General features: G+C 33.7%; 6 protein-coding genes and 1 pseudogene. 6 read left to right on the plus strand and 1 reads right to left on the minus strand.

Annotated features, from left to right (window positions below):
- Positions 1-8 precede the first annotated feature (8 nt).
- Positions 9-578 carry a hypothetical protein gene (locus AABM58_RS00335; RefSeq protein ID WP_338405954.1) on the plus strand — a complete coding sequence of 190 codons (570 nt, stop codon included), beginning with the start codon at positions 9-11 and terminating at the stop codon, positions 576-578.
- 536 nt (positions 579-1,114) lie between these two features.
- Here AABM58_RS00335 and AABM58_RS00340 read toward each other — a convergent pair.
- Entirely contained in the window at positions 1,115-2,125 is a 1,011-nt protein-coding gene (locus AABM58_RS00340) for an ankyrin repeat domain-containing protein (protein ID WP_338405955.1), read from the minus strand.
- Between the two features lie 749 nt (positions 2,126-2,874).
- On the opposite strand from AABM58_RS00340, the gene AABM58_RS00345 reads away from it, so the two are divergent.
- The 5 genes and pseudogenes from AABM58_RS00345 (at position 2,875) to AABM58_RS00365 (ending at position 17,513) form a co-directional block, all read left to right on the plus strand.
- Positions 2,875-4,107 carry a hypothetical protein gene (locus AABM58_RS00345; protein ID WP_338405956.1) on the plus strand — a complete coding sequence of 411 codons (1,233 nt, stop codon included), beginning with the start codon at positions 2,875-2,877 and terminating at the stop codon, positions 4,105-4,107.
- A 100-nt stretch (positions 4,108-4,207) separates the two neighbouring features.
- Entirely contained in the window at positions 4,208-6,166 is a 1,959-nt protein-coding gene (locus AABM58_RS00350) for a hypothetical protein (protein WP_338405957.1), read from the plus strand.
- On the plus strand, positions 6,138-16,370 hold the full coding sequence (locus AABM58_RS00355) for an ankyrin repeat domain-containing protein (RefSeq protein ID WP_338405958.1): 10,233 nt from the start codon (positions 6,138-6,140) through the stop codon (positions 16,368-16,370). Before AABM58_RS00350 ends, AABM58_RS00355 begins: the two co-directional genes overlap by 29 nt.
- 148 nt (positions 16,371-16,518) lie before the next feature.
- On the plus strand, positions 16,519-16,668 hold the full coding sequence (locus tag AABM58_RS00360; protein WP_338405959.1) for a hypothetical protein: 150 nt from the start codon (positions 16,519-16,521) through the stop codon (positions 16,666-16,668).
- Between the two features lie 18 nt (positions 16,669-16,686).
- Positions 16,687-17,513, plus strand: a pseudogene (locus AABM58_RS00365) (IS5 family transposase).
- Positions 17,514-17,576 lie beyond the last annotated feature (63 nt).

The following is a 17,576-nucleotide window of genomic DNA, read 5'->3' on the forward strand; positions in this document are numbered from 1 at the left end:
AAAACATTATGAGAACACCGAAAAAAATATGGAAAGATATTGCTGAAAAGCTTAGAAATAAAAAAGGTACCACTACCGCAAAAGGAGCTGATATGGAGATGCCGGCAGATGTTGAGGAAGTTAAAGTTGAAATAAAAAAGCAAACCAATACAGTTGATAAAGCTACAGAGACTGACACTAAATTATGTAATATAAATAGTGAAGATCTTCAACCTATATGTGAAAGTAGCGAAAAAGCGCAAAATGATTCAGTAGAAACCACTGTAGAACCAACTTCCGTCGATAGAGCTGACAGCCCATCTCCCACTGAACCATGTTTTGATGCTACAGACAAAAAAGACAAACCGTTAACGCAACAAAGGCAAGCAATCCTGGCTGGTGTTGTTGGTGCAGCGTTATTGGTAAATTGTGCTGCATTGTATATCATGAAAATGCCTGTAGTAGCAGTGGTTGTGGGAATAGCTGGATTGGTGTGTCTGAGCTTTGCGTTGCATAATGTGCTGAAACCAAGTACGAAAATCGAAAAAGTAGAGGACATAGAACAACCAATTGTTGAGTCTCCTCTGAATCCAACGTAAAAGGTTATATTCAAAAAATCATAATCGTCAAAACGGGATGATTTATTTAGAAAAATCCTTAAATCATTAATTAAAGATTACCTTTCTCCACACTTCCGCCATTTCTCCTTAACTTGAGCTTATGGAGCTTTTTACCCTATTTATTAAGAATTTAATGAACTATCGAGAATAACAATAAAGAGCACGCCTAACATTATATAAACGAATACCATAATAAAAGCCCCTTAGCTAACCACATTAAAACCACTGCCCTTCTTGGCTTTTTTGATTGTTTCGTTTACTTCTGCCTTATTACAATACATAGTACGAATAAAAACTAATGCAAGCATAATTCTTCTAACTTTAGTATTTTTTAGAGAATTTATATTTTCTTTCCTTTTATACCCACTTTCCCTTAAATAGTTTACATGTTTACACAATGCCATCTACTTTATCCTTAAGAATGTTTTCACCTTTACATGTTCTATTCAAATTCTTGAGCAGAGCAAACCTTTCTCCTTACACAAAACCTCAAGCAGAACGGAGCCAAAACCCCATCACAATAAATGCAAAGAGCTTAGTAACTGGCCATGCGGCACTGGTTGCGCTTCACTTAACCTGCTACTTGGATCTGGCTGATCACCTGTAGCCTGAACATTTGGTTCTTGCTGATGGCTAGGTTGAGCACCAGATTCTTGTTGTTGATTGGCCTGATCATTAGTGACTTGAGCATCATTTACAAATCCAGGAAGCTCTGATGGATAAGTGATATCGCTTACAATAGTGTTCATTTCCTTTGCACTTTTATCATTACCACTTTTTGATGCTTTCGTCATTCCTAAAGAAAACGGAGCAGTAATGTTGATACCTTGTTCATGTAAAAGTTTACCTAAGAAACGTATTCTATCGAAGATTTCCTTTAGCTCTTCATTTTTTGGATTTGCAGCATAGTCCAATAAAATAGAAAGCTGACTTAGTAGAGCTTCATGCCCTGTACTATCAATACATTGAAAGTTAAGAATTAAGCTAAGAGTAGTTTCGCCAGATCTGTTTACAGTATTAATATCAGCCCCTTTTTCTATCAGAAATTCTACTATACTCCAGTCTATATTTTGAGAATCAAGAGCTAAGCGAAGAAGAGTATTGCCATCACTGTTTTGAGTGTTAACATCATCCCCTTGCCTTGTTAAAAACTCAACAATATTCACATTACCATGAGAAACAGCTAGGTGAAGAAGAGTATTGCCGTTCCCGTCTCGAGTATTAACATCAACCCCTTGCCTTGTTAAAAACTCAACAATATTCACATTACCATGAGAAACAGCTAGCTGAAGTTCGTGATATACGTTTCGAATGTTAACACCAGCTCCTTGTTCTATTAAAAGTCTAATAACATCCACATGACCATGAGAAGCAGCTAAGTAGAGAGGAGTATTGCCGTCCCTGTCTAGAGTATTAACATCAACCCCTTCTCTTATTAAAAACTCAACAACATTCACATGACCATGAGAAGCAGCTAGGTGAAGAGGAGTATTGCCATCTCTGTCTTGTTCTAAATCTCTATCCATAAAACCCGTCCTAATAAAAATATTATGTAAATTAGGTGTATAACATAAATTTAATAACAAGCAACACCTAAATTTGTATACTTGAAATAATTTTTAAAAGGAAAAACAACATCAAAATATTGAATTTTATTCTATAAACAACACTATAGAGACTAACTCTTTGGAAATACAATGAGTTTCTAAAATCAAACTTTCAAGAAAATATACCTTTCTTTAGCATCAACGAAAATTTATTTGTTTACTTTTTTAAAAACATAAAAATAGTACGTATACTTGCGAGAACACGTTGCGTAAAAACGTGGTTGTGAAAATAAAAGCTTGAAATTGTTACAACAAAGCTAAGCAAATTAGTTCATATATAAATGTGGTGAAAGTAGGCTAATATAGCTAGTTTTGCGATATAATAAAATTATTATATAGTAAAGTTCGAACGGTACACTTGGTAGACCATAAGATCCAAAAACGAACGATTCTCACCGCCCTTGGTTTTGAGCGCTGGAAATGGTTATTCTGCTTGAGATCTTAATAATATATTTTACTAAATTAATAGTAGTTTGCTTGCGTAAGAATTAATAAGCGTATGACAAAAACAAAATTTAAAATAAACAAAAGATCTTATATCGAGCCTGTTAAGAGGCTTTCATCAAAAACAACTCCAAACTAAAAATTTTCTAAAATAGTAATTGACAAAGTTTTAAAGGTAGAGCAATATGCCTAAGATATATTAAATCTTGTTAGGGAGGGTAAGTATGGATTACGAGAATGTACAGAGGGTATTACTAACATCTATCAAAGAAGATGATCCTCATAAAGGATTCAAGGAATTAGAAATTAAGAGATATTGTATTGCATATCAGACGTTATTGCGTGAATGGGACAGGACAATAATAACACCATTTATTAAGGAAATTTTAGAAAGCGGGGCCTGTTGGAAAATCGATGACGTCTTAGGTCATGTTGAGCTTGATAGGTATACACTAGGGAAAAAATTATTAACCTTAAAAACTAAAGATGGACAAAAATCTCTTCTTGATTCCTTTGATCGTTACAGAATTGCCTGCTGGTGTTGTTTTGAGGACGAGATAAGAGCTATTTTTGAAGAATTTAAATCAACATTAGGTAATAAACCTGTAGAGAATTTAGTTAAGGGATGTGATAAAGGAGCTTTAATGATCTACTGGTCACATGCTATGAATAACCAGGAACATCAGTTAGAATTAAATAATGAGCATCCATACGTTTACGCTTTTAAATGTGCAATGATAGAAAAGCATGTTGAAGCCTTAGAGTTTTTTTGGAATAAGTTACAGTCAATTGATTCTGTATCTCAACAGAGGAAAGAAGATTTGTTAATGGAAGTAGCATACAATAAGGGGCGTTTTTCTACTGATGATGTTGGTATGGTTGATTTTTGCATACGTCGTCTTGATGTTGACAGATACCATGAATTATTGAAAAGGGACTTTAAACAACATGGGTGTTATTATACTTTAAGTATATTAAGAAGAAACCATTCTTTCGAAAATGCCAGAAAGCTGTTTGAACATTTAAAGTCAGAAGATTTATCTCCTGAAGGTTATAGTACATCAATGTTTTCAGCATTAAACTCACTTGTTTCTCCACTAGATGATAGTTTTATTAAATCTGGTAGTGACATGCTCACCTCTATGTGGAATAGTCCTGGCTTTGAGGCTCATAGACAACACTATTTACATAATCTAAGCATAAGATTGTCATCTAGAGATTTAATTGTCCATCTTATCAAGGAAAACAAAGCTACTAAAGTAGTATCAGAAATTATCAATTCTCTTAGTCAGGAGCAAATGCAGTCTATTATGGAACTCAATAAGTCAGAGTATGAGGTGTTTATTAGAATTAGAAACAAACAATTAGATGGTAGAGGTGATAGTCAGTTACCAAGGTCGTTGTTGGATGTAGAAGCTGTACAGCAGGAAGTTACTGATATTAGAAGCAAAGTGTAGTGTTAGGATAAAGTTATTTAGTTACTTAAACTTAAACGAAAGCATGCAAAGAGTTTAAGTAAGAGTAAAAATTGTAAAAGGTTAAAATCAGGAGGTAGTTATGGTTAATAACAATCAACAGCAAGAAAAACCACAAGATTTCGAGTTAATTGAGTTGCTTTTGGGGAAAGTAGATTCTTCAACTTCTAATGCAGTAGATCAATCTTGTGAAGCAAGATATCAGTCATTGGTTGATCAAATACAATCCTATTTACATTCTAGTGAAAAACCTGGCTTTTTTCCTCATAGATTTTTAGGTTCTTTTTCCAGTGTATTAGATACTAAACTTAATGACAAGCTAGGTATAAAAAAATTGCACTTTCGTTTTGAGGGAGCAAGAACTTTAAAGGTTGTAGCAGAAACAGAATCCAAAATACATGTTTTTATTTTTACTGAAGATATAGAAGCTCAACACTCTAAGCCTTCAGATACCCATACTAGGAGCTTTGAATTCACCATAGGTGAGTGGAAGAATGTGATGGGTAGAGATTACACTCCATTGGACGAACGTAAGCTTCAAATTGATGTAATAAAAATCTTGAAAGATAAGTATGAGTTAGTAAAAAGCAAACCTAAATCAGACAAAGATGTTAAATCAAAGAAGTTATACTTATATCTGAAAAGTGATGGTGTGTTAGAGTATAAAGCTAAGAATGTATATGGTAATGTTAAAACAATTGAGATTAGTCGTGATCAACTAAAAGGCAAGGTTTTCGATGAAGTCAAGCAATTTCTAGGTAAGCAAGGTAAAGATCTTAGTGATGATGTGAGAAAGGAGTTATCAAGAATCACGTCAGCAAAGGGATATACTTTAAAGAGTGATGGAGAAGATGAAAAAATAAACATTAAGGTAGAAAGTAAAAAGAAGATTATAGATCAACCTATTGAGCCTACAGTAAAGTTTCAAGAAGTGACAAAAAAGTTAGGTAAGTCTGTTTATTTAGAAAGTTATATTGAAAAGCTAGCTAACCCAGGTGCAGAAATAGATCAAGTTCAGGATAATCTTAAAGAAATTCTAACTTACATAAAAGAAGTTCATACTAATTTAAATTTACAAAATAATGTTTATGGCATTAAAGCTCGCGAAGCTGATCAACATGGCTTTGTAGCAGGAGTATTTGATAATTTTCGATATCGTGATAATACCAAACTCTATCTGGAGCAATTTGCTGGTGGAGGTTACGCTGATATCGTTTTGCTTGTCCGTGGGCCTAATCGTGCTGTTGATTCAGTTCCAATTCTTATTGAACTCAAGGCTGGAACTGAAGGACAAGTTGATCCAAGTGATGCGCTGAGACAAGCTGAAGATTATATAAAAGGTTTTAGACCAAATAAGATGAGGATTTTAACCAATGCAGATAATGCTATTGCTGTTGGGTTAAATTTAGATAATGCGGAACCGTTTAAAACTGAAGTACAACCTATTAAACAACCACCAGCTCCTTTGATGGAGGAATTTGTAAAATTAGTTCACAGATGGAATAATCAACAAATTTCTGAAGAAGATTTTAAGCGAGAAATAGCAGGTTTATTATCAAGTGAATACCATACTTTTCCAGCAAATAAAGAAACAAAAGATCATTACTATTTCAGTCGAGACATATTAGGTCAATCAATTTTAATCAACAAGATTGGTCAAGATCAAAGTAACATTAAAAAATATATATACTCATATGATGAGTACCCGCTGAACTGGCCTCAGGGAACAGAATACACTTTATCTAAAAGCCCAGTTATGACATTAATACTTGTTCAAGGTAATGAAGGACAAGAAAAAACAGCATTCATTTTTCATATACGAGAGTCCAATACAAAGGAATTCTATGCTGATAAAAAAATTCCAGTGCTGAACATACCTGAAATAGGAAGAGTAGGCAATGTTATAGAAATTAAAATGAGTCTCAAAAAATATGAAACAGGGTTATCTTTTGAAGAACTTTTTGAAATAGAACAGATAAGCAAATATAAACCAAGTAGTGCAGATCAACAATTTGCAGGTAGTTTTTTTCAAGATACCTAATTCTGATGAATTAAAGGGAAAACTTGATCAAGCAATTACTTCTCAACATGCTTCTGACGGTGAGGTTTCATTGCAAGCATATAAAGCGTTGCTTACTGAAGTAGCAGATAAGATTTACCCTATTAAAGATTTGATTACTAATGAAGCAAGATTGCAAGCCATTCTTAATGGTTTATTTAGTAGTTACAGCGATTTAAAGCTACAGGAAACTTCTTCTAAGACTGTAATCATACCTGAATTTCAAGTAGGAGCAGGTGGTCGTGTAGATATGGTAATTCAAGGTATTGGTCCTTCACCTCAGGGTGCTAAAGAATACACTCCTGTAGCGCTGGAATTTAAGCTTATAGATAAAAACTTAGATGAAGAAGGAATGAAAAAAGAGGTTGATAAATTAACAAAAGAACAAAATATTAGATATGCTAAAGGGGCAGCACTGAAAACAATAACAGATGGTGACAAAATGTTTTTCATGGGCGTAGTTGTTAATGTAAAAGCTAAAGACAAAAATTCTTTAATATTAACAAGTGATGAACTTGTTCCTGCTTTAGTGGTTCATAGTTCTATTGACATAACTAAGAGAAAACATTTAGAAGGAATACAAGAGGTAACTCAGAAACTTAAAAACACTGGTATACAAGAGGAGAATTTACGTACATTAGAATCTGCAACAGCAGAACAAGATTATCATTATTGGCTGCAGCAACATGATATAGCTGATACTGCAAGAATAAAATATGGTTATGGAACTGACACATTATTTGAAATAGTGGGATCACCAGAACATATAGCTAGTCAATTGCAACAGTTTAAGAATAGTGTAACAACAGGAGGTGAAAGAAGGCCATTAACTTTAATTGTTAATTTAGATAATAATCATTGGGTTGCATTAGTCATCTCTCATCAAAATGAGCAGTATAATGGATACTATGTAGACTCGTTGGGTAATAATATTCCAGATAATATTCGTCAAGTTTTACAGCAGGCTCAAATTACCGTTAATGATGTTTCTGTTACTCAACAAAGAGATGGTTATAATTGCAGCTTATGGGCGTTGGAAAACGCTAGAGATATTAATGCTGTGTTACAGGGAAGTAGATCACGTAATATTCCTAATGAAATGCGCAACCGTTTGCAAGTTCGAGGAAGAGATGAGGATTATTTTATACGTATGAGAAAAGATATCTCAGAAAGATTGAGTACAGATCCAGAACGTATAGCTAACTTAGAAGCTGTACTTGCTGAAACACAACAACCTAGGAAGAAATTTGACCTAAATAGTTGTGTAGGAGGAGGTGGTAGAAGTATTAATCCTTGTTTATTTTCAAAGGGTGATGTAGAAAAGTTTAGCAAAGGAAGGATAGATGAAAATAATATAGATAAGATTATAGTTGATAGTGAAAAGTTCCTAACTTATGTTAAAAGTAGTCAAAATGAAGGGAAAAATGCTCAGCTAATAGAGTTCGTTGGAGATAAAAATATCGAAGGTAATCATAAGTACTTATTTGATAAGGTAGTTGAAGATCAAGGGTACGGACGTTATATTGAAAATGAACGTATTAAGAATTTGCACGGTGACGTTTCACAGCAAACTGGTAGTACAACAAAAAGCTCAAAGTTGAAAAGCAGGTTAATGAACGCTGCAGGTGGAATACAATTAATAAGAGGAATTCATGGAGCTATTGTATCTTGTAAAGATGGAACAGCAATAGATTGTGGATTAAATTTAGGTGGGATAGCATGGTCTTTTGCATCTCAACCAATTGAGAATGTAATGGTTAAAATTACTCCAAAAGTTGTAGCATCAGCTGAAAAAGTTGCAGAAAAAATTGTATCAGGCACTCTGGGTAAACAGACAAAATTTGCTATTCGGATTGCAGGTGTAAAGTTTGGAAGTACAATAGCAAAAGGTACGGCAGGAGCTATAGCTGGTGTTTTTGATGTTGTTGATATAGGTATGTCAGCAAGTAATCTTGTTGATTGTAAAAAAAGAGAGGATAGTGATAATCCATGTGGAGAAAAGGAGATAAGAGATAATATAGCATCTATATCCTTTTCTAGTGTATCATTTGTTTCTGGTGTTGCTCTTACAGCAGCAAGTATGCCGGTAGTTGGTATTGCAGTTGGGTTTGGGCTCATGGTAGGTTATGGAATTTATAGTGGTGTCAGCAATATCGTGGAGTACGAGAAAAAGTACGATACAACCCATGATGAAAATTGGCGTATTTTTTGGCATACATTTGCTTTTCAACCTATACCACAAGATGTACAACATCTTGCAGCAAGAAAGGAAATGGTTAATAGTCTAGCTAAAGGAGTTTGGAAAGCTTTAAATAATGACCCTAGTAATGTTGTTGCTTATGGTATTGGTCTTGGAAAAATAAACGGTAATACTCTTCGTCCAGATTATGCAACGATTATGATGAATAGGAAAAATGCCAATACACAAGATCTTTCGCGTGTTATACCTGATTATATTGAAGGTGCTAGCATGATTTGTTTGCCACACAGTACTAGTCAAGATTACGAAAAGGGTATTAAAAGCTCAGTTCCATCGGCTAAGTACTATTGTGATAATGCAATGGTTATTAGCCATGATAAGAGAGTAAATATGATGCAAAAGGACAAAACAATTATTTATGATTTAAGCAATGTGGACAGAGGTACCATCGTTGGAAGTAACGAGTGGAACAATAATTTTCTAATTGGCTCAGGTACAGCAAACATAACTGGTGGTAGTAATAAGGTAGTAAATAGGTTTGTTGTAAATAACGTTGACTTCTCAGGTAAAATTATTGGTGGAAGTAACTCTGTTAATATACTTGATTTGAGCCAATTGAAAGATACAGTTATAGGAGTGAATGTTAACTATCGTTTTAAGCCTAGTGCCTCTGGGTCATTAAAGGCAAGAGTAAATGGTCGTTGGCTAATCAATGATCAAATTGATAATAATGGCATTTTTAATTACTACTATGTTGGAAGAAAGAACAAGGTGGATGAGATTTCGTGCATGGGTTACTCTGAACACTTTACAGGAATCGATGATCGTGACGTTATCATAGATAGTAGTGGTGGTTCTAATAAAAATGAGAAAGATGTAGTTGAAAATTGTAAAAAAGTAATTATTTCGCCGTATACTACAGTTAAGGGTGGAAAGAGCAATTATACTTTTTACGTAAAAGCTGCAGACTACAAAGGTAAGGGTTTATATTCAGAAATTGATGTAGATGGAACAGGAACTGTAATTTTTCCGGAAATTGATTTATTAGGTGATTGTGATCAAATAACTTACTCTACAAATAGTAATACTTTATCTTTAAAAATAAATTTTGGTCAAAACAATCAATTTACTCTTGATGTAAAAAATTATGTCGAGCAAAGCAGTAATAAACCTCACTTTGCACTAATAGATAAAAATGGTAGTAATATTGTTCCTAAGATTGAAAGATCAGACTCATCAACTATAAAAATTACTTCATTTGAATTACATTCAGAACATTCCCTAGATAATTTTGACAATGTTGAAACTCATTACAAAAAGATTCTAAACGATAATAAGGATTATAAAGTTTTGAGCGTTATTAGAGACAAAATGCGAAGTCAAGGTAATAGTGTAGTTCAATATATGGTTTTTGGTTCTTCAGGAGATGATGTAATCAACTTTGATCAAGGCACTATCTTTGCAAGAGGGGGAAAGGGAAGTGACGTATATGTTATTACTGATGATATAAACAACAAAGAAGTTAAGATTGATAATAATTCAGATGATGAAAAAGTGGACACGTTATTTGTGCCAGAGGTTGAAAAAGATTTTTCAATCCAGCAATGTGATCTGTATTTAAAATATAATAATAGTAACATTCGAGTGAAAAACTACCTTCAAGATCCTAATTGTAGGCATCTTATAATTATGAATAAAAAAGGAGAAACTTTTATCCCTAATATACAGTCAATATCATGTTCTCCCTCTTCTTCGAGAAATGGTAAATTAGTTCCTTTTTTCCACGCTACACAAGCTCAAAACATGTTTGTGTTACCTAAAGATTTTCAAGATGATCATGTAGTGATAGATTCCCGTCTTGAAGATATTGAGCGATATAGAAACAAAGATCATCTTTTACTGATAAGGAATAACGAGGTTCCTTTTATAATAAAAGTAGAAAATTTTTATGATAATCGAAGTAAATGGAGAAACGTTAATTTTTTTCTGTGGAATGATGGTAATTTTTCCTCATATCTTGGTTTACAGCAAGAAGTTAATGGAATAATGGACTATCAAGATAAACTTAAGAGTGATTATGAGAAAACTGTAAAAGAATACACTATAGACTTCACTGAGTCTGTCGATATTACACATAATCAAAATGGTACTTTAAATTCGATAGAGGAAGATGAAAAGCGTATAGGAGTAATGATACTAAAGAATATTACTCCAGATCGGATTAGAGTTTCTGGTAGTAACACAGATTTGGTGTTTTCTGATGAAGTATCCAATCACACAATCAATATAAAGAATTGGAATAATTCTGAGTCTCATAGAATTTCTACGTTGGAGTTTGATCTAGGTTTAGAACCAATAACGCTCCGTAGATTAGATAGGTTTAGTTTATCTGAGGTAAGAAAAATACAAGCTTTAATTGATAAAGCTTCAGAAAATTACCAAAATAGAAGTAAATATACTCCTAAAGTAGAAAATGACTTTAAATGTTTAATATCAGTTAACGATTTTGAAAGAGGAAATAGAGATTTAGTACATCAGTGTCTTGATTTTCCTTCACTGCAAGACCGGGTTAGCTTTACAGAAAGTTCCTGTAGTTTAGAACAAATTGAGGAATTAAAAAATAAAACGCCAAGTAGTAATCAGATTTTAACATTGCTTGAAAAGTTAGAAAACAACCTTTTGCTGAATGGCTATGATTCAAACATAATAGATCAGTGCAATAAGTGGATGATCTCTTTAGGGTTGGGAGTATTGAAACCTTTGGTAAGTACAGCAGTTTATGAAGGTAAATGGGATGAAGTTAAAACTCTTCTTGATAAAACTGCTAAAAAAAGTAATGTTGATATTGAACATAAAAATCAGTGTTCACAGAACTGGACGCCTTTGCATTATGCTATTTACAACGGTAATGTAGAATTAAGCAAGAGTGTATTCAAAGCATTTTTAGAGAAGAAAGGTAATATTAATGTTTTAGAGAGTACTAGTTGCAACAGTGATAATTGGGCGCTTTTGCACTATGCTGTTTATTATGGTAATCCTGATATGGTTAGCTTTCTTATAGATAAAGGTGCTAATATTGAAATTAGAAGTAAGGAGGGTAAGACACCCCTGCATTTGGCTGTTGAAGAAGCAAAGCAAAACGTAATTAATCTTCTTCTTGATAGAGGTGCTGATATCGAGGCTAAAAACAACGATGGTAAAACACCTCTATATTTAGCCGCTTACAATAATGACTCAGGTGTAATTGAACTTCTTTGTAACAGGATCAAGACTAAAAGTAATGACGCATTTAAAATGATAAAACAGGTTGAATTTTTAAAGAAGGAAGTTGTTAACCAAGCAAATATTCCATCTAATGCAAAAAGATTGGTAGAGTCTTGTATAAGTAGTTTAAGAGATTCAATAAAAAATGCAGCCAAAAAGGTGCTAAAGGACGGTATGCTGCATAATCTTAGTGCTTCAACTATTGAACTTGTGGATAGGGTTTATAATTTCGATGAAAGATTGTTTGACGAAGCAATTAAGGAAGCTGTAAATGACGTATATTGGCAAGTAGATAAAAAAGAAATGTTAAAGTTTATACATAGTCATAATAACCCTGGTAAGAGTATCTCAGGTTATATGGCTGTGTTTGATAAAATGCCAAAGAACGATGGTACATTATTTGAGTTAGCTCGCTGTATTAAAAATACAATGGACTCCAGTAAATATTCTAGTGTCCGTTCAGAAAAAAGATCTAACCTTGAGAAACTAAAAAGTAGATTACCAGAATCAGTGAAGAATTTGGTATTTTCGTCTAAAGTGTGTTTTAAAGATGTTAGGATTAATGAGTACTTGTGTGCTACTGGATATGAATATGATTCAGATAGACGAAGGGTATCTACTTATACTTCAAAAGGAGGTGATGAATGTAGGTGGTTGATTGAACGTAGTGGAAATAATATTCATATAAAAAATGATTATTATGGTGAATATCTTTACTCTGCTGGTAATGATTTTAATTATGATTCAAATAGGCGTAGGGTATTTACTTGGATTCCAAAAAACAAAGTTTATAGTGGTTGGAAGATCGAACCTAGTGGTGATAAAGTTTATATAAAAGATAATTCTGGTGAGTTTTTGTACTCTGCCAATCTTGATGATGGGCATGATTATGAAAAAATCGCTTATGGTGAAAATTATGGTGCACTTGACTTATCGACGAAAGCACGTGGAGTATTTACTTGGATTTCAGGAAAAAGAGTTTATAGTGGTTGGCAGGTTGAAGATTGTAGTAGATCTAGAAAAAGAAGGGGTGTTACTAGCTTAGATGTGAGTATTGGCACTGGAGATAATAAAAACAATATCTCCTTACACGTAACTTTTCAACACAGTAATGCATCCAATGTAAGTACTAGTCTTGATTCGGATATAGCAGCAGCATCGGAGCAAACAGAATTTGACAATGAAAAAGTTACACCAAGTTACAGAAATCGTCGATTGCTTAGTATAGAAGTAACAAACAATACTACAAGGCCAGCTTATCTCAAATTAGAAGATGATAGTGATCAGCACACTATTGTAGAAGATGCTGAAAGTTCATTACAAGTAGTAGACTATAAGTCAATATTGACTGGAGAAAATAGTCAGCAAATAGCGAGTAGAGTATCTGCTATAGTTGAAGATGTTGAAAGGCACACCTTTTTAAATCAGTTAAAAAATAAGTTAGATTTAGGTAGTTATTTAAATAGTAGAGGGAGAAGCAATGCTGATCTCTATCCGGATTCTATGAGGAGAGATGTATGTAGTGAACTCAATGCAAGTGGGAGAAGAAATATTGTTCTAAGCGGAAACGATGTATGTGCAATTACTTCAGGTTATGAAACACTTGATATTGAAAACTTTCCTATTCAAGAAGTAGTGATTAATGATGATGTCAATGGAAAGAAAAGTTTAAAGAGAACATTAGATTTGCATCAGTTAGTGAAGCAAGTAGATAAGGATTTGAGTATAAAACCAGTACCAATAGTTATTAAAGACAAAAATGATTTATTAATTAAGTTATCTATATCAGCTACCAGCTTGCAGCAAGATGTAATAACAGTTAGGTTGAAAGATGCCCTTGTAAATAAGTGGTATAAAAAATTACAAATTATTTTTGATAATGCACCAATGGAAATAGATGATAGTTTAGGTTTAAAGTCTTCGTTCTTTATTTCTGATGAAAGAATTATTGTAGTCAGACCTCAAAACATAGAAGAAAAGAATAAACTAATTATATCTAAAAAAGCAGGGCAGTATACCTATCTTCATAATAAGTACGACTTGATAGTTACCAATGCCTTTAATGCTGATATAGAGGAAAGTGAGTTGTGTATTATACGTTTTAGAGATTTCTATAAAGAACCTAAAATGAAAACATTGTCTATAAAATTTAATGACAAAGAAATATTGTTAAGTGATGAAATGGATAAAATATATGATTCAAGCAGTATTGATAAATTAACGTATGTTAAGCCTATTATTGATTTACAAGAAAGTTCTGCATCTTTGGAAGTTAAAAACAGTGGAGACATAAATGCTCGGGGCAAGCTTGACAGAACACTGTTGCATCTTGCTTCCGAGGCGGGTGAATTTGATAAAGTTAAACTTCTTCTTGATAGAGGAGCTAATATTGAAATTCAAGATAAATTTGGGTACACACCAATATTTCTTGCTACTCAATCAGGTAAATGGAGCGTGGTAGAACTTCTTCTTGATAGAGGAGCTAATATTGATGCTCAAGATAAGGAAGGTAAAACGCTTTTACACTTTGCTGCGTCAGGGAATAATTTAGATATGGTTCAATTTCTTCTTAATAGAGGTGCTAATATTGAAGTTCAAGACAAGTTTGCTTGGACACCAATACTTTCTGCTGCTCAGTCAGGTAAATGGGATGTGGTAAAACTTCTTATTAGTAACGGTGCTAAATTTAATAATGAAATAACATATCAGGGAACACCTTTACATTTTGTTGTTCAAGAGGGTAACTTGGATATGATTAGATTTCTTCTTGATGAAGGCGCTGACATTGAATCTCAAGACAAAGATAATAAAAAGCCTTTACATCTTGCTGTTGATACGAACAGGTTGAGTGTAGTTAAACTCCTTCTTGATAGAGGCGCTAGTGTAAATGCTAAAGATGAGAATAATAAAACACCTTTAGACTTAGCTGCTAAAGGAGATATGATAGAACTTTTGAAGAGAGCACAGTTGAATCAAGGATTGTCAATCAATGCACGAGATGGCAATCTCAACAGAGTTAAAGGTCTTATCACCGGAGGTGCTAATTTAGAGACCAAAGATAATAATGATAATACTCCTCTACATAATGCTTGTAATAATGGTCACTTTAACGTAGCAAAATATCTTATCGAAAAGGGAGCTAGTTTAAAGGCTAAAAATAAAGACGATAAAACACCTTTAGAGTTGGCTGATCACAAGGGTTACATAAATATAGTAGAAATGATAAAGCAGATACAATCAGGATTAGATGAAGAATTGTTGTCTGCGGTGAAAAATGGTGATCCTAATAAAGTTGATGATCTTGTTAGCCATGGTGCTAGCTTGGAGGTGAAAGATAGCAATGGTAACACTCTTTTACATTATGCTTCTCAAAATGGTCATTTAAAAGTAGTAGAATATCTTATCGAAAAGGGAGCTAGCTTAAAGGCTAAAAATAAAGATGGTAACACACCTTTAGACTTGGCTGTTAAAGAAAATATAAAAGAATTTTTGAAAAAAGCACAGTCAGGTTTAAATAAAGAATTGTTGGCTGTAGTAAACGGTGATGATCTTAATAGAGTCAAGGCTCTTGTTAGCCAAGGTGCTAGTTTAGAAGCGAAAGATAATAGTGATAATACTCCTTTACATAACGCTTGTAATAATGGTCATGTGAAAGTAGTAGAATATCTTGTCGAAGAGGGAGCTAGCTTAAAGGTTAAAAATAAAGATGGTGAAACACCTTTGCATGTAGCTGCTCAACATGATAGTACACTTGAAGTAATTGAATTTATTTTGAACAGAGATCTTAGTGGTATTAATGATATAACTAATAACGGTAGAACACCTTTACATTTAGCTATACAAGGAAATAAACCAAGTACAGTCAAACTTCTTCTCAATAAAGGTGCTAATATTAACGCTAAAGACAAGGATGGTAAAACACCTTTGGATTTGGCTGTGCAAGAAGGTTATACAAATATAGTGGAGATGATAGAGCAAGTACAATCAGATTTAGATGAAGGATTGTTGACTGCAGTACAAGATGGTAATCTCAATGAAGCTGAAGGTCTTGTTAGTCGGAATGCTAATGTTAATACTACAGATATATACAGTTGGACACCACTACATTGGGCTGCATTTGAGGATCGTTTAGAAATTGCAAGGTTTTTGATAAAAAAAGGCGCTGATATTAATGCTGCAGATAAAGGCCCTTATGGTAAAAAGCCTGTGCATGTTGCTATTGAGAACAATAGTAAAGATATCATAGGGTTTCTTCTCAGCAAAGGAGTGAGTATTAATGATACTGACAAGCAAGGTTATACACCACTGCACTATGCTGCATGGAGAGGACGTTTAGAGATTGCTGAGCTTCTCGTTGATAAGGGAGCTAGTATCAATGCCGCAGACGCCTCTACTGCTGGTGAAAAACCTATACATGTTGCTGCTGAAAATAATAGTAAAAGTATTATAGAGTTTCTTATCAGCAAGGGGGTAAACGTTGATGAGGCTGATAAAAATGGTTGGGCACCTTTACACTATGCTGCTAAGTTTGATCAATTAGAGGTTGCAAAATTCTTGATAGAAAAAGGAGCTAATATCAATGCTGCAGATACTTCTACTATTGGTGAAAAACCTATACATGTTGCCGCTGAGAATAATAGTAAAAACATTATAGAGTTTCTTATTAGTGTCAAACAGACGAAATCTGTCAAACCAGGAAGAAACTCCCAATTTAAGTTTTGAGTAATTTCTGATATAACTTTGTGAGAAGCGCTTTTGCAGTTATAACCGACCAAGTCACTGGTGCCTTTAGTGCCCGTTCGTAAGCGTGGTTTTGGGAGGAACGGTCAAATCATTGATGGAGTTTTTGTAGACTACCTCGGTTAGGAGATTGTACTATCAACCGTTCCAAGCTGAAGCGTTTCCCTATTACAAATTATACGAAGGAGTTGCCATGAAAAAAGCAAAAAGTAAATTAGAAATAGTGAATCCTGATGCAGCAGGGATTAGACTTCTTTCAAAATTGTTAGAGGGAGTGTAAGATGAAGTATTTGAAAGCATGAAATATAAGGAAATAGAAAAGTTAGAAGGAGAAAAGTTTCGACGTTTAACAGGGGTAAAAAAAGCAACATTTGAGCGAATGGTAGAAATTCTAGAAGTGGAGGATAAAAGAAAAAAAGCTAGAAGTGGAAGAAAAAGTAAACTTTGCATAGAAGACAGGCTACTTATGGCACTGGAATATATAAGAGAATATCGTACATATTTTCATATTGGGCAAAGCTATGGCATGAGTGAAAGTAACAGTTTTAAAATAATAAGATAGGTAGAAGACATATTAATAAAACATCCAGATTTTGCATTACCAGGAAAAAAAGAGCTATTAAAGAGTGATGTAGAATATGAAGTTTTAGTAATAGACGGAACTGAAACGCCAGTAGAGAGACCAAAAAAAAGCAAAAGCCCTTCTACTCTGGAAAGAAAAAAAGGCATACTATAAAAACACAAATAGTAACAGAGAAGAAGAGTAAAAAAGTCATATGCACATCTTTCTCGAATGGTAGAAAACACGATTTTCGGATGTTTAGAGAATCAAAGGTAGCAATATTACCGGACACCAAAATCTTAGCTGATGCCGGCTACAGGGGAATGCAGAAGATACACAAAAATGTTGTATTACCGCACAGGAAAATGAAAAAGAATCCGTTAAGCAAAGAACAAAAAAAAGAGAACAGGGCACTTATGAGCCAAAGGGCAATTGTTGAAAACGTAATTGGCTTATTGAAAAGGTTTAAAATCATCTCGGACAGGTATAGAAACCGACGAAAACGTTTTGGTTTAAGGTTTAATTTGATTGCTGCAATTCACAATTTTGAGCTCCATACATGAATTTTGAAAGAAGTCTATTGATTTAGAGAAATCCGTATTTTTATATAATGAGTACCCACTTGC

This window comes from Wolbachia endosymbiont (group A) of Longitarsus flavicornis, from assembly GCF_963931955.1.
In the GTDB taxonomy this organism is placed as follows: Bacteria; Pseudomonadota; Alphaproteobacteria; order Rickettsiales; family Anaplasmataceae; genus Wolbachia.

Bases quoted from the DNA above. Each gene is read 5' to 3' on its own strand.
- AABM58_RS00340 (WP_338405955.1), bottom strand. From the start codon at position 2,125: ATGGATAGAGATTTAGAACAAGACAGAGATGGCAATACTCCTCTTCAC.
- AABM58_RS00350 (WP_338405957.1), top strand. From the start codon at position 4,208: ATGGTTAATAACAATCAACAGCAAGAAAAACCACAAGATTTCGAGTTA.
- AABM58_RS00345 (WP_338405956.1), top strand. From the start codon at position 2,875: ATGGATTACGAGAATGTACAGAGGGTATTACTAACATCTATCAAAGAA.
- AABM58_RS00335 (WP_338405954.1), top strand. From the start codon at position 9: ATGAGAACACCGAAAAAAATATGGAAAGATATTGCTGAAAAGCTTAGA.